The 25819-nt window shown below is 59.6% G+C and carries 18 protein-coding genes, 1 pseudogene and 3 riboswitches; of the genes and pseudogenes, 16 read left to right on the forward strand and 3 right to left on the reverse strand.

All coding sequences use genetic code 11. The features are described 5' to 3' along the window. Positions 1-19 precede the first annotated feature (19 nt). The 6 genes and pseudogenes from HPY58_00140 to HPY58_00165 all read left to right on the forward strand — a co-directional run bounded on the left by HPY58_00140 (position 20) and on the right by HPY58_00165 (position 8104). The gene (locus tag HPY58_00140; GenBank protein ID NPV28068.1) at positions 20-859 is read left to right on the forward strand and encodes an ATP-binding cassette domain-containing protein; all 840 of its coding nucleotides are present in this window, start codon (positions 20-22) and stop codon (positions 857-859) included. Next, positions 860-1594: an ABC transporter permease gene (locus HPY58_00145; protein ID NPV28069.1), complete on the forward strand. Its 735-nt coding sequence runs from the start codon at positions 860-862 to the stop codon at positions 1592-1594. It abuts the gene before it with no gap. A 109-nt stretch (positions 1595-1703) separates the two neighbouring features. Continuing rightward, positions 1704-5566 (forward strand): annotated as a pseudogene (gene cobN / locus HPY58_00150) (cobaltochelatase subunit CobN). Positions 5567-5713: 147 nt separating this feature from the next. Beyond that, the gene (locus HPY58_00155; GenBank protein ID NPV28070.1) at positions 5714-6565 is read left to right on the forward strand and encodes an ATP-binding cassette domain-containing protein; all 852 of its coding nucleotides are present in this window, start codon (positions 5714-5716) and stop codon (positions 6563-6565) included. Further along, positions 6537-7346 carry an ABC transporter permease gene (locus tag HPY58_00160; protein NPV28071.1) on the forward strand — a complete coding sequence of 270 codons (810 nt, stop codon included), beginning with the start codon at positions 6537-6539 and terminating at the stop codon, positions 7344-7346. Before HPY58_00155 ends, HPY58_00160 begins: the two co-directional genes overlap by 29 nt. Before the next feature lie 5 nt (positions 7347-7351). Next, positions 7352-8104, forward strand: a complete 753-nt coding sequence (locus HPY58_00165) for an ABC transporter permease (GenBank protein NPV28072.1) — start codon at positions 7352-7354, stop codon at positions 8102-8104. Between the two features lie 64 nt (positions 8105-8168). On the opposite strand, the gene HPY58_00170 is transcribed toward HPY58_00165, so the two are convergent. Then, positions 8169-8723, reverse strand: coding sequence for a Uma2 family endonuclease (locus HPY58_00170; protein ID NPV28073.1), 555 nt, complete (start codon positions 8721-8723; stop codon positions 8169-8171). A gap of 370 nt (positions 8724-9093) precedes the next feature. Next, positions 9094-9379: riboswitch (cobalamin riboswitch) on the forward strand. A 101-nt stretch (positions 9380-9480) separates the two neighbouring features. Between HPY58_00170 and HPY58_00175 the strand changes: the two genes are divergently transcribed. From HPY58_00175 to HPY58_00195, 5 genes are all read left to right on the forward strand, one after another. Next, positions 9481-11166 (forward strand): carbon-nitrogen hydrolase family protein, encoded by a 1686-nt coding sequence (locus HPY58_00175; protein ID NPV28074.1) that lies wholly within the window; start codon positions 9481-9483, stop codon positions 11164-11166. Between the two features lie 42 nt (positions 11167-11208). After that, on the forward strand, positions 11209-12336 hold the full coding sequence (locus HPY58_00180; protein ID NPV28075.1) for an ABC transporter substrate-binding protein: 1128 nt from the start codon (positions 11209-11211) through the stop codon (positions 12334-12336). A gap of 103 nt (positions 12337-12439) precedes the next feature. Further along, positions 12440-13438, forward strand: coding sequence for an iron ABC transporter permease (locus tag HPY58_00185; protein NPV28076.1), 999 nt, complete (start codon positions 12440-12442; stop codon positions 13436-13438). Further along, on the forward strand, positions 13435-14643 hold the full coding sequence (locus HPY58_00190) for an ABC transporter ATP-binding protein (GenBank protein ID NPV28077.1): 1209 nt from the start codon (positions 13435-13437) through the stop codon (positions 14641-14643). The genes HPY58_00185 and HPY58_00190 overlap by 4 nt, the downstream gene beginning before the upstream one ends. A 16-nt stretch (positions 14644-14659) precedes the next feature. Further along, positions 14660-14941, forward strand: a complete 282-nt coding sequence (locus HPY58_00195; protein NPV28078.1) for a hypothetical protein — start codon at positions 14660-14662, stop codon at positions 14939-14941. 72 nt (positions 14942-15013) lie between these two features. Here the strand turns inward: HPY58_00195 and HPY58_00200 are convergent, their stop codons facing one another. Beyond that, positions 15014-15205 (reverse strand): hypothetical protein, encoded by a 192-nt coding sequence (locus HPY58_00200; GenBank protein ID NPV28079.1) that lies wholly within the window; start codon positions 15203-15205, stop codon positions 15014-15016. A 127-nt stretch (positions 15206-15332) separates the two neighbouring features. Further along, positions 15333-15818 carry a flavin reductase family protein gene (locus tag HPY58_00205; protein ID NPV28080.1) on the reverse strand — a complete coding sequence of 162 codons (486 nt, stop codon included), beginning with the start codon at positions 15816-15818 and terminating at the stop codon, positions 15333-15335. A 225-nt stretch (positions 15819-16043) separates the two neighbouring features. Next, positions 16044-16318: riboswitch (cobalamin riboswitch) on the forward strand. 109 nt (positions 16319-16427) lie between these two features. Between HPY58_00205 and cobN (HPY58_00210) the strand changes: the two genes are divergently transcribed. The 5 genes from cobN (HPY58_00210) to HPY58_00230 all read left to right on the forward strand — a co-directional run bounded on the left by cobN (HPY58_00210) (position 16428) and on the right by HPY58_00230 (position 25817). Continuing rightward, entirely contained in the window at positions 16428-20189 is a 3762-nt protein-coding gene (gene cobN, locus HPY58_00210; protein ID NPV28081.1) for a cobaltochelatase subunit CobN, read from the forward strand. Positions 20190-20209: 20 nt separating this feature from the next. Then, positions 20210-21322, forward strand: coding sequence for a radical SAM protein (locus HPY58_00215; GenBank protein NPV28082.1), 1113 nt, complete (start codon positions 20210-20212; stop codon positions 21320-21322). Between the two features lie 17 nt (positions 21323-21339). Then, a riboswitch (cobalamin riboswitch) is annotated at positions 21340-21595 on the forward strand. 239 nt (positions 21596-21834) lie between these two features. Further along, the gene (locus tag HPY58_00220; GenBank protein ID NPV28083.1) at positions 21835-24882 is read left to right on the forward strand and encodes a DUF4430 domain-containing protein; all 3048 of its coding nucleotides are present in this window, start codon (positions 21835-21837) and stop codon (positions 24880-24882) included. Positions 24883-24924: 42 nt separating this feature from the next. After that, on the forward strand, positions 24925-25062 hold the full coding sequence (locus HPY58_00225) for a hypothetical protein (protein ID NPV28084.1): 138 nt from the start codon (positions 24925-24927) through the stop codon (positions 25060-25062). A gap of 89 nt (positions 25063-25151) precedes the next feature. Then, entirely contained in the window at positions 25152-25817 is a 666-nt protein-coding gene (locus tag HPY58_00230; protein NPV28085.1) for a DUF4430 domain-containing protein, read from the forward strand. Positions 25818-25819: the final 2 nt, after the last annotated feature.

Genomic DNA, 25819 nt, shown 5'->3' on the forward strand with positions numbered 1-25819 from the left:
GCGTTGGGAGGGGCTGCCCTTGATTGAGATCCGGGGCCTTTGCAAGTATTACGGGCAAATCAAAGCCGTAGATCACCTTGATCTAACCATCCGGTCGGGGGAGGTTTTCGGGCTTTTGGGGCCCAACGGGGCGGGGAAAACGACGACCGTGCGCCTTCTCACGACCCTGGCGCGGCCTACGGCGGGGGAGGTTTTCATCAACGGCTGGGAGGTGACCCGAAACGCCTCGCAGGTGAAGAAAGAGATCGGGGTCGTTCCCCAGCACATCAACCTCGACCAGGAGCTGACTGCCAGGGAAAACCTCGAGCTGCACGGGCGCCTGTACAGGATGCCGGCCCGGGAAAGAAGGGCAAGGATCCAGGAGCTCCTTGCCTTTGTGGGCCTCGAGGACCGTGCCGGTACACCTGTTGAGCATTTTTCGGGGGGAATGAAGAGGAGGTTGATGATTGCCCGCGCCCTGCTCCACAATCCCCGCGTCCTGTTTTTAGACGAGCCCACCGTCGGCCTCGATCCCCAGGTGCGCCGCCGCCTCTGGGATTTAATCCGCAGCCTCAACGGTCAGGGGATCACGATCCTCCTGACAACCCACTACATCGAGGAGGCCGAGCTCCTCTGCCACCGGGTCGGGATCTTGAACAAGGGCAGGCTCATCGCCCTCGGCACACCCGAGGAGCTGAAGGCGAGGGTGGGCAAGGTTGTGGTGGAGGTGCCGAACCAGAACGCCACCGAATACCGGGTTTTCGAAAACCGGGAGCAGGCCCTCCGGTATGCGGCGGCGCTGGACCGCGATGTGGTGATTAGAGAGGCCAACCTCGAAGACGTTTTCGTAGAACTGACGGGCCATAAAGTAGGTGACTGAATGCGGGATACTTACACCGTTTTCTGGCGTGACTTCTTGATGCTTCGTAAGAGGTTCCTGCGGTTTTTTGCAGGAAGCATGGTGAGCCCCCTGCTTTATCTCACGGCTTTCGGCTGGGGTCTCGGGAGAAACATCCAGTTCGGGGGAACGAGCTACCTCGACTTCGTCGTGCCGGGCATTCTGGCCTTGAGCGCCATGAACGGAAGCTACAACGCCACGGGCACTTCCCTCAACATCAGCCGCCTCTACCACAAGACGCTTGAGGAGTTCCTGGTTTCCCCCATCAGCGTCTGGTCCCTCGTGCTGGGCAACGTGCTCGGAGGAGTTTTACGCGGCCTGATCTCTGCGGCGATCATCCTTGTTCTGGCCTTTTTCTTCGGCGCCCGCATGCACCTCAACCTTTGGTTCTTTGCGGCTCTGTTTCTCACCTGTTTTCTCTTTGCCTCCCTGGGTCTGGTCGCCGCGATGCTGGTCAACTCCCACGAGGACATGGCCCGCTTCGGGACCTTTGTCATTCTTCCCATGAGCTTCCTGTGCGGGACCTTCTTCCGGGTGGAAAAGTTTCCGCCCCTTGTCGCCGGTTTTGTCCAGGTCCTCCCCCTCACCCACTCCGCCCTTGCGCTCCGGGCCGCGGCGCTGGGCGCGGAGTTTCCCTTCGCTTCTCTGGGGGTTTTGGCAGGGTACGCCGCGCTTTTCTTCGGCCTCGGGTTTTGGGTTACCTTGCGGGTGGAATGAGGGCTTTCCGGCCGTGAGGGGGAGAAAAGTTCCAGGCTCATGCAAGCAAGAGCATGCAATCAAGAATCAGAGATCATCCGAAAAAAGTAGATGAGAGGAGGAGAGCAAAATGAAAAAGATTGCGGCCGTCATGTGGCACAGCCACACAACCACGATGCGGCGGGCCGGAGAGCTGGTGAAGGATCTTCTCGACCTTTGCTGCTATTCGGCCCGCTTTCTCGAGGAAGGAAAGGAGGATCTGGCGCGCGCTCTGGAAGACATAAAAGAAGCCGACCTCGTCCTTTTCTACCGCTCTACAGGTGAGGCCGTCTGGGAGGAGCTGGAGGCTGCCGCCAGGGAAGCCGGCAGGCCCCTTGTCTGCACGGCCCACGACCCTGCCCTCTGGCTCTCCTCGACGGTCGGCCCTGAAGTTGCGGCCAAATGCTATACTTACGTTGTTCAAGGGGGGCCGGAAAACTTCGCCCGGATGCTCCGTTATCTCGCTGCAGAGGTTCTTGGTGAAGAGGTTTCTTACGAAGAGCCGCTCACTTACCCCTGGGAAGGAATCTACCATCCTGATGCCCCCCATTGCTTCAGCAATGTGGAAGAGTACCTTGCCTGGTACAGGTTAAAAGACGCCCCTGCTGTCGGCATCCTCTTTTCCCGGAGCCACTGGGTGAACGCCAACCTCGCCGTGGAAGACCTTCTCATCCGCCTCTTTGAGGAAAAGGGGTACAACGTGATCCCCGTTTTCTGCTACTCTTTAAAGGACGCGGAGCTGGGAACCAGGGGATCTGGGGAGGTGGTCCGGGATTGTTTCTTCGACCGGGAGGGGAAGCCGCGCATTAAAGCCCTGGTCAAGCTCATCTCGTTCTTTCTCGAAGCCAGGACGAGATCCGACGACTTCCTGCAGGAGGGCGTGGCTGCAGCAGGAGTCGGCCTCCTGCAGCAGCTGGGCGTCCCGGTTTTCCAGCCCGTTGCCTCTTTTTACCGGACTGTGGAGGAGTGGGCCGGAGACCCCCAGGGCCTGAACCAGGATATCGCCTGGTGCATTGCTCTTCCTGAGTTCGAAGGGGTGATCGAGCCGCCTTCATCGCCGGGGCGAGGCGCGAAGGGGAGCTGGAGTTCCGGGAGCCCGTGCCGGAGCGCTGTCGGCGGCTGGTGGAGCGGGTGGCCAACTGGATCCGCCTGGCGGAAAAGCCGGTCCAGGAGCGAAAGGTGGCCTTTGTCCTGCACAACAACCCCTGCGCTTCGGTGGAGGCCACGGTCGGAAGCGGGGCCAACCTCGACACCCTGGAGAGCGTTGCGAGGATCCTGCAGCGGATGCGGGAGGCGGGCTACGCGGTGGAAGCCCCTGCCGATGGCAAGGAACTCATTGAAACCATCATGAACCGCAAGGCCATTTCGGAGTTCCGCTGGACCACTACAGATGAAATCATCAGCAAAGGGGGGGCGTTGAAGCTCATGCCCGTGGAGGAGTACAGGGAGTGGTTTGACACTCTCTCCTCCCGGGTGCGGGAGCGCCTCATTGAGGCCTGGGGCGCCCCTCCGGGGGAAGCGAAAAACGGCGTTCCGGCGGCGATGGTGCACGATGGCAAGATCGTGGTTACCGGAGTCCGGTATGGAAACGCGGTTGTCTGCGTGCAACCGAAGCGGGGCTGCGCCGGGGCGCGCTGCGACGGCCAGGTCTGCAAGATCCTGCACGACCCGGACATCCCCCCGCCCCACCAGTACCTGGCCACCTACCGCTACCTGGAGCGGGACTTTGGGGTAGATGTTATAGTGCACGTGGGCACCCACGGCAACCTCGAGTTTCTGCCCGGCAAAGGCACGGGCCTCTCCGGCGACTGTTATCCGGATTTGGCCATCGGCGCCATGCCGCACCTCTACATCTACAACGCCGACAATCCGCCCGAGGGAACCATCGCCAAGAGAAGGAGCTACGCCACCCTGGTAGACCACATGCAGACGGTGCTCACCCAGGGGGGTCTCTACGACGAGCTGGCGGAGCTTGAGCGCTGCCTCGAGGAGTACGAGAAGGCCAGGGTAGCCGATCCGGCGCGGGCCCACACCTTAGAGCACCTCATTGTCGAGGAGATTAAGAAAACCAACCTGGATAAGCAGATTCCCGTGGATGGGGGGCACGAGGAATTTGCCTCCATTGCCGAAAAGGCGCACGCCGTGCTTTCCACCATCCGGAACACCCAGGTCCAGGACGGCCAGCACATCTTCGGCGAGCTGCCTCAAGGCGAACGAAGGATTGCATTTATCAACTCTATTCTGCGTTTCGATGCCGGCCAGGAAACATCTTTGCGCCGCGCCGTTGCTGCTTTAATGGATCTCGAGCTGTCCGAGCTTTTAGCCGATCAGGGAAAAATTTCTCTCCGTTTTGGGAAATCTTATGGCGCCCTGCTGGAGGAAATCGATCAGGCATCTCGAGCCTTTATCGGGCACTTCTTAAAAGGCAAAGAGGTAGGCCCGGATTTGGCCCAAGAAGTTTTGGGAGACAAATTTATCCGCCCCCAGGCGCTGCCTTCTCTTAATGCGGTTTTGCCCAGGGTGCTTGACCTCGATGCCCGCATTGAGGCATCCCGGGAAATAGAATCCCTTCTCTCGGGCTTTGCAGGCAGGTACATTCCTGCGGGACCCTCCGGCCTGATTACGCGGGGCCGGGACGACGTGCTGCCTACAGGGCGCAACTTTTACTCCCTTGACCCCCACCGGGTGCCCACCCGGGCGGCCTGGGAAGTCGGGAAGCGCCTGGCGGAAAAAATTCTGGAAAAGCACCTCAACGAAGAGGGCCGCTACCCGGAAAATATCGCCCTCTACTGGATGTGCAACGACATCATGTGGGCCGACGGGGAGGGCCTGGGGCAGATGTTTTACCTTCTGGGGGTAAGACCAAGATGGCTGCCCAACGGCCGCGTGGCAGGCATTGAAGTGATTCCGCTGGAAGAGCTGGGGCGGCCGCGCATCGACCTGACCGTAAGAGTCTCCGGGATCACGAGGGACAACTTCCCCAACTGCATCGAGCTTTTGGATGAGGCGATCAGCGCCGTTGCTGCCCTCGATGAACCCCCAGAGCAGAATTTTATCCGCAAGCACACCCTCGCCCAGCTGGACGGGAAGGCGGACGAAAATTCCTGGCGGGAGGCGACTTTGCGCATCTTTGCAGCGAAGCCCGGCACTTACCAGGCGGGCGTCAATTTAGCCGTTTACGCCTCGGCCTGGAAGGAAGAAAAAGACCTCGCAGACGTTTTCGTCTACTGGAACGGCTACGCCTACGGCAAAGGCGTCTTCGGAAAAGAGGCTTTCAAGCAGCTCCAGTCCAACCTTCGCACCGTTGACATTACCTACAACAAGGTCGTCACAGATGAGAGCGACCTCTTTGTATGCTGCTGCTACTTCGGCACCCATGGGGGGCTGACGGCAGCGGCCCGGGTGGCGTCAGGCAGGGACGTCAAGACTTACTACGGGGACACGAGGGAGCCGGAGCACGTGGAGGTGAGGACGCTCGCCGACGAGATCCGGCGGGTGGTGCGGACAAAACTTTTGAACCCCAAGTGGATCGAGGGTCAGAAGCGGCACGGCTACAAGGGGGCAGGCGACATTTCGAAAAGAGTGGGCCGGGTCTACGGCTGGGAGGCAACGACGAGAGAAGTTGATGACTGGATCTTCGACGACATCACCAGAACCTTTATCCTGGACGAAGAGAACCGCAAGTTCTTCGAGGAGCACAACCCCTGGGCGCTGGAAGAGATCGCCCGCCGGCTCCTGGAGGCCCACCAGCGCGGCCTGTGGAACGCCGACCCCGAGGTGCTGGAGGGGCTGAAGGAGTTCTACCTCGAGATCGAGGGCTGGATTGAAGAAAAAATGGGTGATGTTAAAGGGGACTTCCAGGGCGGCGCCATCGACATCCTCACCGCCGAGGAGGTGGCCGACTGGGGCGCCAAGATGCAGGAGATCAAAGCGAAACTCGGCAGCCCAAGCTGACCCCGAGGTTTGGTGCAGAAACAGGGAAGGTCTTGACTGGAGGCGTCTTGATTGGCGAGTCTGGCCCATGTTGGCTTAAAAGAAGACAGTTGTTTCACTTCTGCAGTGCTTCCGGAGAAGGCCCGGTCTGGGGAGGCACAATACGCCCTGGAGGTGCGCAATGTTGTAAAGCGCTACGGCAGGGTTGCAGCCGTCAACGGGGTGAGCTTCAGCGTGGCTTACGGGGAGATCTTCGGACTGCTTGGCCCCAACGGGGCAGGCAAAACGACCACCATCCGGATGCTGACAACCTTGACGCGGCCCACCTCGGGCGAGCTTTACGTGGCAGGCTACCAGGTGCGGAAAAATCCTGTTGAGGTTAAGAAGCAGATCGGGGTGGTGCCCCAGCAGAATAACCTGGAAAGGGAGTTGACGGGCCGGGAGAACCTCCTCCTCCACGCCCTCCTCCACAAGCTGCCGAAAAGCGTCCGGGAGCAGAGAATTGCCGAACTTCTCGCCTACGTGGGCTTGGACGGCTGGGCTGACGAGCGCGTCCAGAACTACTCGGGAGGGATGGCGCGGCGCCTGCTGATCGCCCGGGCGCTGGTGCATCAGCCCCCGATACTTTTTCTGGACGAACCCACCATCGGGCTCGATCCTCAGACGCGGAGGAGGATCTGGGATTTGATCCGCCTGCTGAACCGCGATTTGGGTGTCACCGTGCTCTTAACCACCCATTATATTGAGGAGGCAGAGAGCCTGTGCCACAGGGTGGGGATCATGGACCGCGGGAAGCTGATTGCCCTCGGGTCCCCAGGCGAGCTCAAGCAAAGCCTGGGCAGCTACTGCGTGGAGTTTTTAAACGAGCAGGGGACGGAGCGCCACTTCTTTGCAACCCGGCAGGAGGCGCGCGCCTTTGCCGGAACTCAGGATCGTGATGCTGTGGTCCGGCGGACCAACCTGGAAGATGTTTTCGTGGAGCTGACGGGACGTGAAGGAGGAGGGCTTACCTCTGGATAGAGCGAATCCTGCCCGAACCATCGCGGCGCGGGCAGCGCGGTGCCTGGATTGGCTGCCGATTGTGCTGGCGCTGGGGATTATCTGGCGGCGGCGCTGGTGGCGCTTTCTCATCGGGGGGTTGAACCGGCCGCTCATTTTCCTTGCCATCTTTGCCTGGAACCTGGGGAGTCCCGCGGCGCCTGCTGCCGGTAGTTATCTGGGCTTTCTCATACCCGGACTGGTGGTGATGGCGGCCGTATCGGCCAGCTACGCCGACCTCGTCAACTGGTTCACCTTGCGGAGAACCTATTACCGCATCCTGGACGAGTATTTGCTTGCACCGATTTCGAACGCTTCCCTCCTTGCAGGATATATTTTAGGGGCAGCAGGCAAAGGTTTTGCGACCGCTCTCGCGGTTTTTCTCGCGGCCCACCTCTTTGTTGAGGGGTTTCACATTGCGCCCTTGTTTTTCCTCCAGCTGTTCGTCGTCTGTCTCACCTTTGCCTGCCTCGCCGTTGCCGTGGCCATGGTTGCCGGAGGGGACAAAGACACGCTTCTCTTCACCAACTTAATCGTTTTCCCCATGACGTTTTTCTGCGGCACTTTCTTCCCCGTGGAAAGGCTGCCTGGTTTCCTGAAGCTCGGAAGCTGGTTTCTGCCCCTGACGGCGGCTACCTACAACCTGCGCGGCCTGGCTCTCACCGGAGCCAGCAACCTGAGCTGGCTGGGCCAGAGCCTGGGCTGGCTCGGAGCTTTTTACCTTCTTGCTTACTATTTATTCAAACTAAGGCGGGAGGACTGACCGTGATGCGGGTGCCCGCCTGGTATCCGATTATCTGGGAGGAACTGGTTTACTGGCGCAGCAAGTTCTGGCTTTACCTTGTTACCTACATGCTCTCCCCCCTGATCTTCCTTTTATCCTTCGGCTTTGGGGTAGGGCAGAGGCTCCGGCTGGTGATGCCCGGCGGCATGAGCTACCTCGAGTTTCTCGTCCCGGGCGTAATCGCCCTTGCCCTTTTCAACAACGGTGTGACCTCGGTGACGGTGCGCATGTTTTACACAAGGCTCCACTACCACAGCTTTGAGGCCTACCGCGTGGCCCCCGTAGACACCTTTTCCCTCTGGCTCGGCTACACCCTGGCCGGGATGCTGCGGGGACTGCTGGCCGGGCTTGTGGTCCTGGGGATGGTTTTGCTCCTGGTTCCCGGCCTCCACCTCAGCTGGGGCTTCTTCGGGAGCATGGTGCTTGCTTCCTTTTGTTTCGGCAGCCTCGGGGTTCTCATCGGTTTGCTGCTGCGCTCTTTCGACGATCAGGCGCTGGCCAGCGAATTTTTTCTTGTTCCGATGACTTTCTTAAGCGGCACCCTGATCCCGGTGGAGCGCCTGCCGGGTCTGCTCCAGAAGCTCGTCTGGCTCTTCCCCCTCACCCCGGCGTCCCAGCTTCTGCGCGCCACCCTTGCCGGGGCGGGGTTCCCCTGGGAGCCGGCTGTGCTGGTCGTGACCTGGACCCTCTCCTTCTTTTTCGCGGGCTGGCTCCGCCTGTGCAATTCAGATGCATGAACAGGTCGCCAGAAAAAGTTCTCCTGATTGCTTGCAAACCTGTTCTTTTCTCAACGAATTTTGGTTAAAAAATCTGATCCAGATCCGCCTGGAGGCCTGGCAGAACCTTAGATTCGAGCCTTTCTCTTCCGGTTCTGGTAAAAAGGGCCGGTTGTTCTTCTTCGGCCTTCTCCAGGTCGAAGACCTCGATCGCCTGGGCGGCCGTGTTCACCAGCCAGAGCTCCCGCACGCCGCTCCGGGCATAGAGCTTTTTCTTGATCGTCCGGTCCCGTTCGGCTGTCCCCGGGGAGAGGACTTCCACTACCAGATCGGGCGGTCCCTGGATGTTGGCTTCGGTGATGATCTGCCTCCGCGTGTGGGAAATAAACATCACGTCCGGCTGCACCACGTCGTAGGGTGAAAGAACCACGTCCAGAGGGGCTAAAAGCACTTCACCCAGTTGGTGTTCCTTAACAAAATTGCGTAAGATGTGTTCAATGTTGGCGGCTACCCTCTGGTGAATAACGCTTGGCGAAGGAACCAGGTAGAAATCCCCCCCGATGAGCTCTACCCTCCTGTCTTCCGGGAGCAGGCAGTAGTCCTGATAAGTAAACTTGAGGTCCGGTCTTGTTGCTTCCATCTGGCATCACTCCCCGGTGCCATTATACAATCCGCTTTTCCACCGGTCAATCAGAACAGATTTCTGTTTTCCGGTCGGCAGGAGGGCAGGGAGGAGAAAGTTGAAGGTATTCCTTTACGCTCAGTGGTGTGCCAGTGGCCCGGGACCTTAAGGTTTGCCGGACAGGCTGAAATTTTTTGCTGGATGTTGAAGGATTTTTGACAGGCTTTGTCGTATAAATACTTTGTCGTGTAGAAACCCGGATAGAAAATTGTGGTGAATCGAAGCCTGGATGATAATGAGGACCACGAAGGTCCCCGCCAGGAAGCAAGGGGCTGTAGCGTGGTTTTTTCTTTGGTTGAGGGTTGACCTGTACTTTTGTTTTTGAAAATTGAATAATCCGAAACAGGGTGCTCTTCCCGTTGAATTGAAAACGGGGGGCTAAAAGGGAAGTCCGGTGCAAGTCCGGCGCGGTCCCGCCACTGTGATGGGGAGCTGCCGTACATGAGGCCACTGCCCCGCACTCAATGAACATGATCGCGGATGTGCTGGAGCGGTTCAAAAATCTGATGTTCGCTCAAGGCGTTCGGGCGGAAAGGCAATTGAGTGCGGGGTGGGAAGGCGTGCGGCAGCCGTGAACCAGAGCCAGGAGACCTGCCCTGCTTCGCCCAACCATACCTGCCTACGCGGATAGGAAGGTTTTAATGTTTTCTAGTTCTACCCCGTCCAGGCAGGCGGGGTTTTTGCTTTTTCCGAAGCCAGGGAGAGTGAGTGAACTTTGAAAGAAGAAGTCAAAGCGGCGCTAATCCACGCCGCCGTCGCCTGGAAGGACAAGGAGCGCAACTTGAAGAAGCTGCTTGCCTTGACCGAAGAGGCGGCGCGTCAAGGGGCGAAAATCATCGTGAGCCCAGAATTGGCCCTTTCCGGCTACTCTTTTCACAGCAGAAGCGAAATTGCTCCCTTAGCAGAAACGATACCTGGCCCTGCTACGGAGCACTTTTCCGAGCTGGCCCGGCGGTACGGGGTTTACCTTGCCTTCGGGTTGCCGGAGCGCGACCTCAAAACAGGACTCCTGTACAATGCTGCCGTTTTCATCGGGCCCCAGGGGGAGATTTTGGGCCGCGCCCGAAAGCTTGCCCCGGCTTTTAAAGAAAACCTCTGGTCGGCCCGGGGCAACCTTCCGGTCCTGGTTCGCGAGACCGCCTACGGGAAGGTAGGAGTGATCATTTGCGCCGATGCCTACTGGTACAAGCCGGCCCGATTGGCCGCCCTGAAAAGGGCGCGGCTCCTGCTGGTGCTGGCAAACTGGCCGCCCCACTGCCATCCTCCGGAGAATTTCTGGAGGGCGCGCGCTCTGGAAAACGGGATCTATCTCCTGGCCTGCAACAGAACAGGAACGGACAGGAACATGGACTGCACCCAGGCCCGCTCTTACCTGATCGATCCTGCAGGGTCGATCGTGCAGGAGTTCCGCGCTGATGAGGACGCTGTTTTCTATACCGCAATCCCGCTGGAGGGAAGAACATTCCCTTCTGCCCCTGCCCAGGAGCGGCTGTTCGCCAGATGCCCGGAGCTTTACCTTGATGTTGCTCTTGATCCCTTCTCGAGCCTTGAACCTGAAATGCTGCTGGGACTTCCCGCGCCCCAGCCCTTCACCGTAGCAGCTATCCAGTTCCGGCCCTTGCCCTTGAGGCCGGCCGAAAACCGGCAGATAATGGCTTCCCTCCTTGACAGGGCCTGCGAGGCGGCAGAGGAGCGCAGGCTGAAGCTGGACCTCGCGGTCCTTCCGGAGCTTGCCACAACTGGAGCACTCAAGGGTCGGGAGGAAGCCTCGCAAGGGGCCGAAGCAATCCCCGGACCCACTGCGGAGCTTCTGGCGCGCAAGGCGCAGGAGAAGCACCTGTACGTGGTGTGGGGAATGGCCGAACGGGATGGAGAATCGCTTTTCAACACTGCGGTTCTTGCCGGTCCCGCAGGTTTGCTGGGAAAATACCGCAAGGTCCACCTTTCTCCTCTGGATGCGGCTTGGGCGCGGGCCGGGGGAAACGAATTCCTCAGCTTTGACCTTCCCTGCGCCCGTGTAGGGGTTCTGCTGGGCAGCGACCTGCTGTTCCCCGAAAGTGCCGAGAGTCTCGCCAAGAGGGGTGCAGACATTCTCTGCGTCCCTGCCTTCTGGACGGCAAAGGAAACCCTTTTCCTCTGGGAGGCCAGGGCCGCCGAGCAGCAGTTGCATCTGGTAGTGGCAAACCAGTGGGGAGGGGAGGGAAGCTGCTGGGCAGTGGGGGAGAGCCTCATCTTCAGCTATGCCAGGCACCCGGAAAAGAGACAGAAAATCGCTGCCCCAGGTGCAGGGGACGAGTTCAAGATCTTGCTTTTGAGCCCTCTTGCCGCCAGGCAGAAGAGATTTTTAGAAATGGTGGATTATGAGCTGCTGCTGAGCAAGGACGACTGCCTTCAGAAATGATTTGGAAATAAATTTTAGAATTGAGGGAGGTTTGAATTTCTGATGTTCAGGCGACTAAATAAGGTCTTTCTGGTCTTCATCCTGATCTCATCCCTTGTTTTGCTGGCGGGCTGCGGCAAGGGAAAGGGGGAAACGGCAGCCGGTGCCGTTGAACTCAAGTATGCCACGGGATTCAAAATCGAACACCTGGCCGGGGGCTGCAAACGGGTCACCGATGGAGAAGGGAGGAAGCTGATCCTGGTCCCGCGGGGCCAGCGGCCGCCTTCAGGATACGGGAATTTACCTGTGGTTTACACGCCGGTCAGGCGGGTGGTAATCGGCTCCACCGCCCAGGCTGCCCTTTTGAGGCCGCTTGGGGAACTGGGAAGCATCATCGGTGTGACCACGGAAAAAGAGCACTGGCATCTCGAAGCGGTTAAAGAAGGGCTGGAGCAGGGGAGGATTCAACTGGTTGGCAGCGGGATGGGGCCGCTTGATTACGACCGGGTCGTGGCCTTGAGGCCGGACCTCGTCCTCATCTACACGGGAACCCCCGGCTCTTCTGAAACGCTCCGGAAACTGGAGGAGCTGAAGGTTCCTGTGGCGGTAGAGAACAGCCATCTGGAGCAGCACCCACTGGGGAGAATGGAATGGGTGAAGTTCCTCGCGGCCTTTTACGGGAAGGAGAAGGAGGCGGCCGAGTTTTTTGAAGCTGCTGCGAAGAGGACCGCAAAAATCGCCAGAGAAGCCGCAAGCGCAAAGGCGAAGCCCAAGGTCCTCTGGGGGAGCATCTACCAGGGAAAGGTATACGTGCCGGCCGGGGCTTCGTACGCCGCCAGGATGATCGAAATGGCCGGGGGCGACTACCTCTTTAAGGACCTTGCGGGAACGGGGAGCAGCACGGTGACGCTGGAAGAGTTCTACGCCCGGGGGAAAAATGCAGATGTTTACATTTCCTCCACAATGCCCAACTACGGAATCACCTCCATCGCGAAGATCGTGGAGCAGGGAAAGGTTCTGAAAGACCTGCTGCCGGTGAAGGAAGGGAAGGTCTGGTGCTTCCAGCCCTGGTACTACCAATCACTGGACAAGACCGATGAAATGATCGCGGATCTTGCCGCCATTTTTCATCCTGAACTCTTTCCGGAAGTGAAAATTAAACATCATTTGCGACTTCCTGCAAGTTCGTAGGGCATAAAAATCTGCCGGGCCCGGCTTTTCGCAAGTCAGGCTCCCGCATGGGATGAGGTGAATCCCGGTGGATGCTACCCGGCGCCGGACAGCACGGTTGTCTTTGAAGCTTTTCCTGTTTCTTCTGTTCGGGTGCCTGCTGCTCCTCTTCTTTATCTTAAACATTGCCCTTGGTTCGGTTCGCATCCCCCTGGGGGAGGTCTGCAAAGCCTTGCTCCACCGGGAGGCAAACCAGGTCTACCAGAGCGTGGTTTGGGAGATCCGCCTCCCCCGCGCCCTTGCCGCCGTGTTCGGGGGAGCGGCCCTGGCCACCAGCGGGCTGCTTTTGCAGATCTTTTTTCGCAATCCCATCGTTGACCCTTACGTCTTAGGGGTCTCTTCTGGCGCCACCCTGGTGGTTGCTCTCCTGATGCTTACAGGATTGGCCCTGGGAATAGGCGCGGCCCCGCCCTTTTTGCTGAGCGCCGCCGCCCTTGCCGGCGCTGCGGGGGTGGTCGGCCTGGTAGTGACCGTGGCGAGCCGGGTAAAAAACGTTGTCACCCTGCTGGTGATCGGGTTAATGATCGGCTACCTGTGCAGCGCCGGAAGCAGCATCCTGATCGCCTTTGCCGAGAAGGAGAAGGTGCACGGCTTCGTCCTCTGGACCCTGGGCAGCTTCTCCGGCTTTTGCTGGGACGAAACGGCAGTCCTGGCGGTGGGTGGCATCCTTTTGCTGGGGGGATCTTATTTTCTCTGCAAACCGCTCAATGCACTGCTCCTGGGAGAAGATTATGCCCAGAGCATGGGGGTAAACATCAAAATGCTCCGGATTTTAATCGTCCTGTTCTCCAGCGGCCTTGCCGCACTGGTGACGGCTTTTGCGGGGCCCGTTGCCTTCATCGGCCTGGCGGGTCCCCACCTCGCCCGGCTTGCGCTGGACACTTCGGACAATAAGCTCCTGATCCCGGCGACGGTCCTGCTGGGAGGGCTGGTCGCCACCATGTGCGACCTGGCGGCCCGCCTCGCCTTCTCACCCGTGGAGCTGCCGGTCAGTGCCGTCACCGCTTTGTTCGGCGCACCCCTTGTGATCAGTTTGCTCCTGCGAAGGAGGACCAGCCTGTGAACGCGGTAATAAAAGCCTCGAAGCTGGCCGTGGGCTACGGCAGCAGGACGGTTGTCGAGGGTATTAACCTGGAGGCCTTAAAAGGACAGCTGATCTGTCTTTTGGGCCCCAACGGCTCCGGGAAATCCACCATCTTGCGCTGCCTGGCCGGGCTGCTGGCTCCCCTGAAAGGCGCGGTTTATCTTAAGGGCCGGTTATTATCTGCTCTGGAGTCGAAGGACCTCGCTCAGACCCTGGCTGTAGTCTTAACAGAGCGCCCTTCTCCGGGCCTGGTAACCGTCTTCGAGCTGGCGGCGATGGGGAGGTATCCCTACACCAGCTTTCTCGGGCGCCTCTCCGGGGAAGACAGGGAAAAAACCTGGGAGGCCCTGCACTTTGTGAATGCCCATGATCTGGCAGAGAGGTGCTTCGGCGAACTGAGCGATGGGGAGAAGCAGAAGGTGCTCCTGGCCCGGGCGCTGGTCCAGGACCCGGAGGTGATTGTGCTGGACGAGCCCACCACCCATCTGGACGTGAAGCACCGCCTGGAGGTGATGGCCATTTTGCGGCAGCTCACCAGGGAAAAGGGGATTACCGTACTCCTCTCCCTGCATGAAATCGACCTGGCCTTGAAGTACTGCGAAATGGCGCTCCTTGTGAAGGAGGGAAAGATCCTTGCCTGGGGGCCGCCGGAAGAGGTCTTGAGCGACGAAATGGTGGCCTCCCTTTACGATATGGAGTCTGCCCGGTTCAGCCACTGCCTGGGCGGCATTGAACTGAAGAGCGGCGGAGGGACAGGTGTCTTTGTCCTGGCCGGCGCCGGGAGCGGCGCCTCCCTTTACCGTCTGCTGAACAAACATGGCTTCAGCGTGGCAACGGGCGTGATTCACGAGAACGACATCGACTGCCACGTGGCCAGAGCCATGGGGGCATCTGTTGTCGGTGAAAAGCCCTTTGAAGAAATCAGCGCAAGCTCTTTGGAGTGGGCGGTTTTTTTCGGCCGGCAGGCCGCCTCCGTGATTGACGCCGGCTACCCGGTGGGGTCCCTGAACAGGCGCAACGTAGAGCTGACAAGAGAGCTACTGGCTCAGGGCAAGGTAATCTACTGCCTGCGCAGCAGGGAGGAGGCAAAAGTTCTCTACGGGGCTGAGGCGGCGCGGCTGGTTTTCTGCTCCAGCCCCGTTGCGCTGGTGGAAATGCTGAACAGGCGGGAAGCAAATGAGTGAGAGGGGTAGAAAAAGGGTGCTGATTCACGAAATGAGGAGCGGGGAAAAGGTTTTCCTGAGGGACGATACAATCATCGTCCGGTTTCCGGGGCCGCGCCGGGTGGTGAGCACCGCCAGGATCAACGGGGGCCACCGGGAAGACCTGCAGGCGGTTTTCAACCACCACATACCCGCTGACTGCAAAGCCGGGGAGCTTCCGGGAGGGAGCGCCGAAGGGTACCTCTTCCCTGGGCTTTCTCCAGCGGCCGGGAAAAGGACGCGGCAGCCTCCTTGCTCGGGGCCTTCGTTTCCGGCGTAAACAAGCTGATCGAAAACTCCGGCGCGGCCGCGCCGGAGTAAAGAGGGGCCGCCTTTTGCGGCGGCCCCGAGCTTAGTGGCTGTGTTCATGGTCACCCGGGTGTTCGTGTTCGTGCTGGTGCTCGGCTCCCGATACGTGCTCGTGCTCGTGGCTGTGGGTGCAAACCCCGTGTTCGTGTTCGTGCTCGTGGACCAGATCGCCGTGGGAGTGAGCATGAGTGTGTTTAACCGCAGGATGGGTGTGTTCGTGGACATGCAATACCATTATCCATAACCTCCTCCCTGAAGGTTTTACTGCCGTCCATCGGCAGCGTTTACCAATTTTTATTGTATATTCGGGAGGAAGAAAAAGTCAATCAAATTTTTGGCAAGCCAGCGCGGCTCTGGGGGAGTCAGGCTTCTGCTTTCACGTAACGCCCCCACTTCCAGTCGCGGACCACGAGAGGCTCCGCCTCGGGCCTCTGGACCTCGCCTCCCACAACCTCTCCGATGAAGATCGCGTGGTCACCGGCAGGGTGGGTGGCCGCTACCCGGCACTCGAGGTTGGCGAGGCAGTCCTCGAGAAGCGGAACCTTGACAGTTTTTCCAGGGAGGGTTTTCAGGCCCAGGGCCTTTACCTTGTCCACATCTCTTCCGGAGCGGCTGCCGCAGAACTGAGCGATCTCCGCCTGGTCGGCGGCGAGGATGCTGACGACGAATTCCCCGGAGGCGGAGACGAGTTCGTAGGTAAAGCGCTCCGGAGCAATCGAAACCATCACCAGCGGGGGCTTGAAGGAAACCTGGCTCACCCAGGAAGCTGTCATGAGGTTGTGGCGGCCCTCATGAAAGCTCCCGATCAGGGTCACGGGCCAGGGAAGCTGGCGCAGGGCTGTTTTCACATTCCCGACCTCCTTAGCATTTTCTATTAATTTACCACATTTAATTTACCACATTCACGCCTTTACATCCAAGAACCAGTTTGCCTCGATGCCTGCAATAACTTAAGAGAAATCGTGCAGCGCCTGCGGCGATGATCGCCCTGCGGCTGGTGGCGGAGCATTTCCGATAGTTTCACAAGGTGGAAAGCAGGAGTTTGTGGAGGAACAGCGAATGGTTCTTTAAAAGTGAATATGGTCGGAATGGGTTGCCTTGTTTGCACAGGGCTGAAAAGGGAATCAGGTGAAAATCCTGAGCGGTCCCGCCACTGTGATGGGGAGTTTCCGTACATGAGGCCACTGCCCCGCACTCAATGAACATGATCGCGGACGTGCTGGAGCGGTTCAAAAATCTGATGTTCGCTCAAGGCGTTCGGGCGGAAAGACAATTGAGTGCGGGGTGGGAAGGCGTATGGTGACGATGACCCAGAGCCAGGAGACCTGCCCGTTCCATCTGGCCGTAACCTGCCTACGCGGATAGGTAAGGAGGTTTTAGTCTTTCTTTCGAGTGAACCCCGTCGTGGCAGGCGGGGTTTTCGATTTTCATTTGACCTGTTAAAGGGGGTAGCGCTCTTGGGCTTCAAGATTTTGTTTTGCACTGCCATCGAAGGGGAACTGGTTACCTTAAGCAGAGCCGTAAGGTCCCTGATCTCTGAACACGGCCCCGTGGTCGAGGTCATTGCCCGCTCGAGGCGGGAACTCCAAAGCGCCGAGAAAATCGAGGAACTCCTCAAGATCGTCCCCCGGTGCCACCTGATTCTGCTCCACCTGATGGGCGGCCCCGATTCCCTGCCTGGCTTCAATCTGCTCACAGGACTGGCCCGGGAGAAAAACATTCCTCTGGCTGTGTTGCCTTCAACAGGGGATAATGTTTCCGAGTTGTTGGCCCTGAGTTCGCTTCCAGCCGACGAATACCGCCTCGTCTGCTCATATGTCAGCTATGGCGGTGAAGCCAACCTCAGAAACCTCCTCCTGTGGGCGGCCAACCGCTTCCTCAGCAAGGGCCCCCCGGTAGAGGAGCCAAAACCCCTGCCCTGGGAAGGCCTCTACCACCCCGACTTCCGGGAGGAGAGCGCTCTTATGGCGTACCTGGAGGAAAAGATCAAAGAAAAGAAGAGACCTGTAATCGGGATCCTCTTTTACCAGAGCTACTGGGTGGCGGGAAACACGAGCTTCGTTGACGAGCTGATCCGGGAAATCGAAGGCCAGGGAGGAATAGCCCTGCCAGTTTTCCTCTACGCCACGCGAAACGACGAACTCGGATGCCGGGGGATCGAGTGGGCGCTCGCAAATTATTTCACCAGAGACGGCCAGCCCCTGGTCAATGCCGTGGTGACCACCCTGATGTTCTCGCAAACAATGGCTACCCCCACCATCAACCGCCCGGCAGGAGAAAACTTTTACCGGAAACTAGGCGTTCCTTTGATCAAGGCCATCATCTCGCTCACTTCCTGCGCGGAGTGGGAGGAGAGCCTCCAGGGACTCGGCCCTCTCGACGTGGTGATGAGCGTCGCCCTCCCCGAGTTTGACGGTGCCCTGATCACCGTTCCCATCGCCACCCGTGAGGAAGAAGAGCAGGACCCCCTTACCGGAGCAACGTTGAGCAGGTACTTCCCGGTAGGGGAGCGGGTGAAAAAGGTAGCCTCTCTGGCCTTGCGCTGGGCAAAGCTCAGGCACAAGCCTAACCGGGAGAAAAGGGTGGCCATCATCCTCCACAACTACCCGCCCCGCAACGACCGCATCGGCTGCGCCTTTGGTCTGGACACCCCGGTTAGCGTCCATCGCCTGCTGCTGGCGCTAAAGGAGAGGGGGTACCGCGTTGAAGACCTTCCCGCCGACGGGGCTGCGCTGATGGAGAAGATCTTGTCCGGCCTCACCAACGAGCGGGGCTGGCTCGACCCCAGGGAGCTGGAACGCCGGGCGGCAGCGCGGGTAGAGCAGGAAACTTACGAAAAATGGTTTGCCGCTTTTCCGGCCCGGGCCCAGGAAATGCTGGCAAGAGATTGGGGTGACCCTCCTGGGGAGGTTTTTGCTTATGGAAAGCACCTCCTCGTGCCGGGCGTCTTCCTGGGGAACATCTTCATCGGCATCCAGCCCGTGCGCGGCTTTCTCGAAGACCCCTCTCACATCTACCACAGCCCGGACCTGGCGCCACCTCATCACTACCTTGCCTATTACCGGTGGCTGCGGGACGAATTCAAGGCCGATCTCGTCTTCCACATCGGGAAGCACGGCTCCCTGGAATGGCTTCCCGGTAAAGGGATCGGGCTTTCCCAAGCTTGCTTCCCGGACCTTGTCTTCCCGGATCTGCCTCACGTCTACCCCTATATTATCAACAACCCCGGCGAGGGAACCCAGGCCAAGCGGCGCTCCCACGCCTGCATCATCGACCACCTCATCCCCGTGATGACCAGGGCCGACACTTACGATGAGCTGGCCGAAGTGGAGGCGCTGGTTAAGGATTACCACACCGCCAAGACCCTCGACCCCTCGAAGCTCCCGGCCCTGCGCGGCCTGATCTGGGAGCGGGTGAAGGCTGTCCACCTCGACCACGACCTCGGCATCTCCAGGGAAGAAGCCGGGAAAGACTGGGAGAGCTTCCTGGAGCGCCTCCATACCTACCTCTGCGAAGTCAAGGACACCCTGATCCGTGACGGGCTCCATATCCTGGGCCAACCCCCCGAAGGTGACCGGCTCGTGGAGATGCTGCTTGCCCTCACCAGGTTGCCAAACGGGCCGGTTCCCTCCCTGCGCGAGCAGGTGGCCGGGTACTTGGGACACGACTACACCTCTCTTTTGGAAAACCCTGGATATTTTTCAGGTGAGCATAACTGCACCTACGGCGAGATCCTGGAAGAGATCGACAGGAAGGGCCGCGCCCTTCTCAAGGCTTTCGCAAGGGAAAACTACGCCCGGGAAAAAGCGGTGGATGTCACGAGGCAGGTGCTGGGAAAAGAAGACGAGGGGATCGGCCGGGTGCTGGCATATGTTGCCGAAACTCTGGTCCCGGCTCTCAGGGCCACGGAGCAGGAGCTTGTCAATTGTCTTACGGCCTTAGAAGGGGCCTATATTCCGCCCGGGCCCTCCGGGGCGCCGACGCGGGGGATGGCCGAGATCCTCCCGACCGGACGCAACTTCTACTCAATTGACCCCCAGGCAATCCCCACCCGGGCCGCCTGGCATACGGGACAGGCGCTTGCCGATGCTTTACTGGAACGGTATCGCCAGGCTGAAGGGAAGTACCCTGAAAACATCGGGATGGTGATCTGGGCCACCAACACCATGCGGACAGGAGGTGATGATGTTGCCGAGGCCCTCTACCTCATGGGAGTCCGCCCGGTCTGGGAGAAAAGCGGGCGGGTCAAGGGATTAGAAGTAATTCCCCTCGAGGAGCTGGGGCGGCCGCGCATCGATATCACCATCCGGGCGAGCGGGCTTTTCCGGGATGCCTTCCTCAACGTGATTCACCTTTTAGACCAGGCAGTAGAAATGGTTGCCTCCTTAGACGAGCCTGAGGAGCTGAACTTCCTGGCTGCCCACGTGCAGGCGGAAGTGGAAGAAAAGGTGGGGGCCGGGATGGAACCGGAACGCGCCCGGAGAGAGGCCCTCTGGCGGGTTTTTAGCGACCGCCCGGGGTGCTACGGAGCAGGTGTAAGCAACCTCGTCACTGCAAAAAACTGGAAGGACGAAAAGGACTTTGCTGAGGTCTACATCACCTGGGGAGGCTACGCCTACAGCAGGCAGGCCTATGGTGAAGATGCCCGGGAGCCATTCCGCCGGCGCCTGGCGACTTTAGAGGCAACCGTGAAGAACGAAGACACCCGGGAGATCGACATGTTTGACAGCGACGATTTTTACTCTTACCACGGGGGAATGGTGGCAGCGGTGAAGGCTGTGAGGGGCTCTTTGCCGGCCTCTTTCAGCGGCGACAGTTCCGACCCGGCGCGGGTGCGGGTCCGCACGCTTGGAGAGGAAGCCAGGTTCATCTTCCGGAGCAGGGTTCTCAACCCCAAGTGGATCGAGAGCATGAAGAGGCACGGCTACAAAGGGGCGGGAGACCTCTCCCACCTGGTGGAGGTGGCCTTTGGCTGGGACGCCACAGCCGAAGTATTGGAGGACTGGATGTATGAGGAGCTGGCGCGCAAATATGTCTTCGACCCCGCCATGCAGCACTGGTTTAAGGAGGTTAACCCCTGGGCCCTGCAGAACATCACTGAACACCTGCTGGAAGCGATTGAGCGGGGAATGTGGCAGGCGGGCCGGGAAATGGCGGAGGCCCTGAGGGACATCTACCTGGACATAGAAGCAGAGCTAGAGGCCCGGACCGAGAGCTAGGGCTGCGGGAGCGGGGAACGATGAGAGAAGAGATCAGGTGCCTGATCCTGCTGGTGACCCGCGACTGCAACCTGGGCTGCCGCTACTGCTACGCCCTGGGGGGTGAAAAGAAAGACTACATGACTTGGGAGACGGCAAGGCGCGCCGTGGACTACGTCGCCGTAAGAAGCCGGTCTTTCAAGATCCAGTTTACAGGCGGGGAGCCCCTGCTGCACTTTCCCCTGGTCAAGAAGATAATCGCCTACCTTGAAAACCACCCGGGATCTGTTACCTTTCAACTCCAGACGAACGGGACCCTGATCGACCGGGCGCTGGCGCGGGAATTAAAGAGGCTGAGGATCGGCCTGGGGGTGAGCCTCGACGGGCCTCCGGAGGTGAACGATAGCCTGCGCCCTCTTCCCGGGGGCAGGGGTTCCACCATTGCCGTGATCCAGGGCCTCCAGAGCCTCGCCGCAGAAGGAGTCAGGGTGGGCGTGACAGCTGTTTTGACCGATGAAAGCACCCGTTCGCTGCCGCGCCTTGTGGAGCTCGCTTCTTACCTGGGCAACGTCCACGGGATTTCCCTCGATCTCTTGCGCCCCCTGGGCAGGGGAGCCGATTCCGGGGTGAGGGCGCCTGATCTCGACCTGCTCGAAAGCCGGGTGCGGGCGGCTCTTCACCGTGCGGAGGAACTGGCGCAGCTGGGAGGCCCCCGCGTCAGGTTTCGCGAGGCAGAAAGGCTGCGCCGCCAGCTGCTGCAGGAGGTGACAAAGGAACATTACTGCTACGCAACAACGTGCCAGAGCATGGCGGTGGTGCCCGACGGCTCCGTGTACCCCTGTGCCTCCCTCAGCGGTCTGCAAGAGTTTTTCCTGGGGAACATTGAAGACCCCAATTTTTCCCTGGCCAGGGCCCTGGAGGCAAAGAAGTGGTTCAGGCAAAGGAGGGGGCTGCCTGCAGGGTGCAAGGGCTGCCCCCAAAGCGAGTTCTGCGGGGGAGGCTGCCTGGTGCGGGCCTACGCCCACAAAGGCCGGGTGGATCGCCCCTATGAGGGAGACTGCCGCTTGAAGAAAATCTTTTGGGAGTGGGTGAGGCCATCTGAGAAAAATTTCGGAAGGATGGGAGGATTTTCGGTGGGGACGGCGAAGATCTAATATTAGTGTTTTGCCAAACTGAATAGTGCGGAACAGGTGACCCCGGGAGCAGCATCCCGGGGGAGAGGGAAGCCGGTGCGAATCCGGCGCGGTCCCGCCACTGTGTGGGGGATCCGTCTTGCAAGATGCCACTGTCCGGCACTCAATGCTGGGTTCGGCAAAAATGGTAACTACCCAGCTCAAGTTTTGAGCAGCAATTGAGTGCCGGATGGGAAGGCGCAAGGTCGGAGATGAACCCGAGCCAGGAAACCTGCCTGTTCGACGGACACTGTTGATCTACGCGAGATAGGGAGGTGTCTCTTATGCTCGGTGTTTTTGCTCGAGCGAGAGACGCCCCGGTTCGCGTAGGACCGGGGCTTCAAAATTGTAAGGGGGATTAGGGAAAAGGGGCGGCCGGAAAAGATAAGGGGATGTCTTCTGTGCTATCAAGAAGTTGAAGCTCTCCGAGACGCGGCCTGGCAAGAACTACCTGGAAGTAGCTAGCTGAAAGAAAATGAAGGGAGGAGAGAAAAGTGTACCGGCGCCGGGGCGCGCTGAAAAGCTTGAGTCTGGTACTGGTTTTGATCCTGGCTGCCGCTTTTCTGGTACCGGCGGCAAATGCCGGCACCAGCGGGGCACCGGCTTCACTTGTCGACAGTGCCGTGCAGTTTTTATACAAGGAATACACCCAGAAGGGAATCGACAACTCGGAGTACGGGGTCGGCTCCTACGCTCTTTACGTCTTGAAGCAGGCCGGCGTTGATGTCAGTTCCTGGGTGTACAACGGTCAGAAGCTGGAAGATACCGTGGTGGATGCTGTTTACAAGGACCTGCAGAACGTGGACAATATCAAGGCCAAGACCCTGGCCCAGGACCTGGTGGCCGTGCAGGCACTGGGGCGGGGCGACCTGGTCGGCCAGCTGTTAGAGGTTTTAAAAAAGAGGCAGACCGAGAACGGCTTTGATAACAATCCTCTCAGCGACCTGTCGGCCTTCGACCTGCTGGGCCGGGCGGGAAGGATTGACGTTTTAAACGCAGCCTACGCCAGGGACTATATTTTAGGCCAGCAGCTTACGGTCAGCGATGATGTTTACGGCGCCTGGGGCGGAAGCTGGACGGACAAGGAAGGCACACACTACTTTGCCGACTTCATGGCCACCGCCCAGGCGGTGCGGGCCTTGCATTACCTCGACCCCACCGGGAGCGATCCCTCGGTCCGGGCAGCGATCTACAACGGCCTGGCCTGGATGCAGAAACAGCAGCAGGCCGACGGTAAGTTCGTGGCTAATTGGTGGGAGGACCCGGCCATTGACACCGCGGAAGTGGTCGTGACCTTAAAGGCACTGGGGAGGGATCCAGCTGAGTGGAAGAGCAGTGACGGAAAAACGGCCGTTGACTACCTGCTGGAAAATGTCCTCAATCCTGATGGCAGCTTCGGCACCTCAGGGAACGCCATGGATGCCACCTGGGTGCTCAGTGCCTATAATTTGCTGAGTACCCAGTTTTACATCAACCCCACGAATGTAATAAAGAACATTGGTGAAAAGCAGCAATTTTCGGCAGTCTGGCAGGATGCCTACGGCAACAAGTCTGACGTAACGCAGTGGGCCGCCTGGTCTGTGGCCGACAGCAGCATCGCCAGCGTCGACAACGGCGTTTACAAGGGCCTGGTCACAGCGCTCAAGGCCGGGCAAACAGTGGTCAGGGCCGTCTACAACGGGCTTACGGCCTCGGCGGCCCTGACCGTGGCGCCCTCAGGGGGACCGGGCGGCACTGCAACCACCTGCATGGTCGGGGTTGCCGTGGTGGGCAAGAATGGGGAACTCCTCTTTGGCCCGGGCTACGTGCTCCTCTCTAAAGAGGGCAGGTGGGGCCTGACCGCTCTCGGGGCGCTCCATGCCACGGGTCTTCCCTACCGGCTCTCCGACAAGTGGGAGGGCTTCGTGGAGGAGATCGCCGGCCAGGCGGGCACCGGGATGGAGGGCTGGTGCTACACGGTCAACAATGCCATGCCCATGACTTCGGCCGACAAGTGCCAGGTGAAGGACGGCGATAAGGTGATCTGGTACTACAGCAAGGACATGAGCGCACCTGCCCCGAAGTGGGAGGACCTCGTAAACAAGGCTGCAGGTGCGATACCTGCTGAAGAAGCCCTGAAGAGCGTAGAAAACACCTTGTCCGACCTGCAGAGCGGCAAAGCTAGCGCCGGCCAGGCGGTATCCCGCCTCACGGAGTCCCTCGAGAAGCTTAAAGAATCCGAGGTTACTGAGGAGCTCAAAAGTAAGCTCTCCGAGGCCGCGCGCCTCCTCGTCGTGGCGCTGGCAAAGGTGCCTGAGAAGGCTTTAACATCTCAGGAAGAAGGAGAAAAAGTCAGCATCAAAATAGACGGCGAGATCCTGAAAGACCAGGTAGGTGCGCTCAAAAACGCCTCGCAGTTGGCCGCTAAGCTGCAGAAAATCGGTGTCTCCGAGGGCGCTGCTCTCGTTAAAGACGAGCTTGTGGTAGAGGTTCCGGATGCTTTTGCCGGCAGGAGCGAGCTGAGCACGGCCTTCCCCGCAAGCGCCGGCAGGGAAGTGGCTGAAGCCGGCCTCACCTTCGTTCTGCGGGAAAGGGAGGTCTCCCTCAGGCTGCCCGCGGAGGTCCTGAAGGCGGTGCTCGGGGTCTTTCCAGATGTGACCCAGGTGGAGGTTTCCGTCAAAAAAGTTGACAGCACCAAAGCTGGCTTCTTCGAGGGCGCCTCTCTGGTTACCAAGAGGGCGTTTGATCTCGAGGTCTGCGGGGTGACTCCGGAGGGGGAAAGGGGGAAACCGAGTGCCTTCCCTGAAAGACTTACAATTGCCTTCTCCCTTGAAGGAGTGGATCTCGGCAAGCTCGACTTGAGCAAGCTGGCAGTCTACAGAAAGAAAAAAGACGGCTCCTGGGAATTCGTCGGGGGAAGCCTGAGCGCGGACGGGAAGTCCTTCACCTTTGAGACGGATCACCTGAGCCTCTACGCCCTCGCCGAGTTCTGGAAGACTTTCAAAGACACTGAAGACCACTGGGCGCGGGAGGCAATTGACTTCCTGGCAAGGAGGCTCATCATCAGGGGAGTGGGAGGTGACCGCTTTGCCCCGGACGAGAAGGTGACCAGGGCCCAGTTCGCCGCTCTCTTGGTGAAGGCGCTCGGGATCGAGGAAGGGCAGCCGGGCCTCCCGGTGTTTCAAGACGTTCCCTCCGACCACTGGGGCCGCGGAGCCGTGGAAGCAGCATTCAAGGCAGGGCTGGTTTCTGGCACGGGGAACGGGAGGTTCGAGCCCGAGAGGTGGATCACGAGGGAAGAGATGGCTGTGATGCTGGGGCGGCTCCTCGTGAAGCAGGGTGCAGCGGTGAAGCCGGACGCTTCCCAGGCGGCAGAGGCCCTCGCCAGCTACTCTGACAACGGCGCGATTTCTGCCTGGGCGAGGGAAGGAGTTGCCGCCTGCGTAAAGAGCGGCATCATCAGAGGCAGGTCCGCCTCCGAACTCGCACCCAAGGGCACTACCACCAGGGCAGAGGCTGTGGTTGTGGTAAAGAACCTCCTCCATTTTCTAAACAGGGTTTAGGCATCCTGTTGATCCTTTCATCAACAGCCGGGGGACAGGCCCTTGCCCCCGCGGCTTGTCCCCCGGCGCATCTCCTCCCGCGTCCTGGCAATCGGGGAACTCTGGTCTTCGGCATCGTCCCTTGCCGCCTCTGCGGCGAGCTTGGGTTTTGACCTTTGCAGGGCCTTGAGCAACGGGTGAACGATTAAAGTCTTGAAGTGTTACAGTTTTGAAGCATTAGAGGAGGCTGAAGCTATGGGTCTTCTTCAGAGGACAGGAGGGGGAATTGCGTGAAGCGACTCTACGTGGTGCCGCTTTTGCTGCTCTTGCTGGGCCTGCTGGTGCCGCTCTTCTACGCCTCAAAGGAAGACCGGCAGGGCCCGCCAAACTCTCCCGGGCAAACCAGAGTAGAAGTCAAAGAGGGCCCGGAGGAAAGTGCTTCCAAGACCGGACCCGTTAGCCAGAACGGTGCCGTGGCGCAAGCCCCGCCGAAGCACCTGCCGGGCGAGAAGACCGGGCAGGCAACAAAAGCGGTGCCGACCCAAAAGAAAACGGGAGAGGAAAGGAGCGAGGGGGTGTCTGACAAGACGCCAGGGGCCGCTGACGGCGCGGTTGCAGTAGGCGTTGCGGTGGTGGGAAAGGACGGCGAGCTCCTTTTCGGTCCTGCTGAGGTCAGGGTAGCAAAAGAAAGCACATGGGGCACCACCGCCCTCGGTGCCTTGGATGCCACGGGGCTGCCTTACACCATGTCTGCAAGGTTTCCGGACTTCGTGGAAGCGGTCGCCGGCCAGCGCAACCGCGGCCAGTCCGGCTGGATGTACAAAGTTAACGAGGAGGTCCCGCTGGTTGCCGCTGCCAAAAGGATCGTGAAGCAGGGGGACCGGGTGATCTGGTGGTACAGTCGAGACATGAGCCAGGCTTCCCCCCGGTGGGATGATTTGGTAAGGAAAAACTGAAG

This window comes from Bacillota bacterium, assembly GCA_013177945.1.
Classification (GTDB): Bacteria; Bacillota; DSM-12270; order Thermacetogeniales; family Thermacetogeniaceae; genus Ch130.

Coding starts and splice junctions, on each gene's coding strand:
- HPY58_00145 (NPV28069.1), top strand. CDS start 860: ATGCGGGATACTTACACCGTTTTCTGGCGTGACTTCTTGATGCTTCGT.
- HPY58_00165 (NPV28072.1), top strand. CDS start 7,352: ATGCGGGTGCCCGCCTGGTATCCGATTATCTGGGAGGAACTGGTTTAC.
- HPY58_00170 (NPV28073.1), bottom strand. CDS start 8,723: ATGGAAGCAACAAGACCGGACCTCAAGTTTACTTATCAGGACTACTGC.
- HPY58_00180 (NPV28075.1), top strand. CDS start 11,209: ATGTTCAGGCGACTAAATAAGGTCTTTCTGGTCTTCATCCTGATCTCA.
- HPY58_00200 (NPV28079.1), bottom strand. CDS start 15,205: ATGGTATTGCATGTCCACGAACACACCCATCCTGCGGTTAAACACACT.
- HPY58_00215 (NPV28082.1), top strand. CDS start 20,210: ATGAGAGAAGAGATCAGGTGCCTGATCCTGCTGGTGACCCGCGACTGC.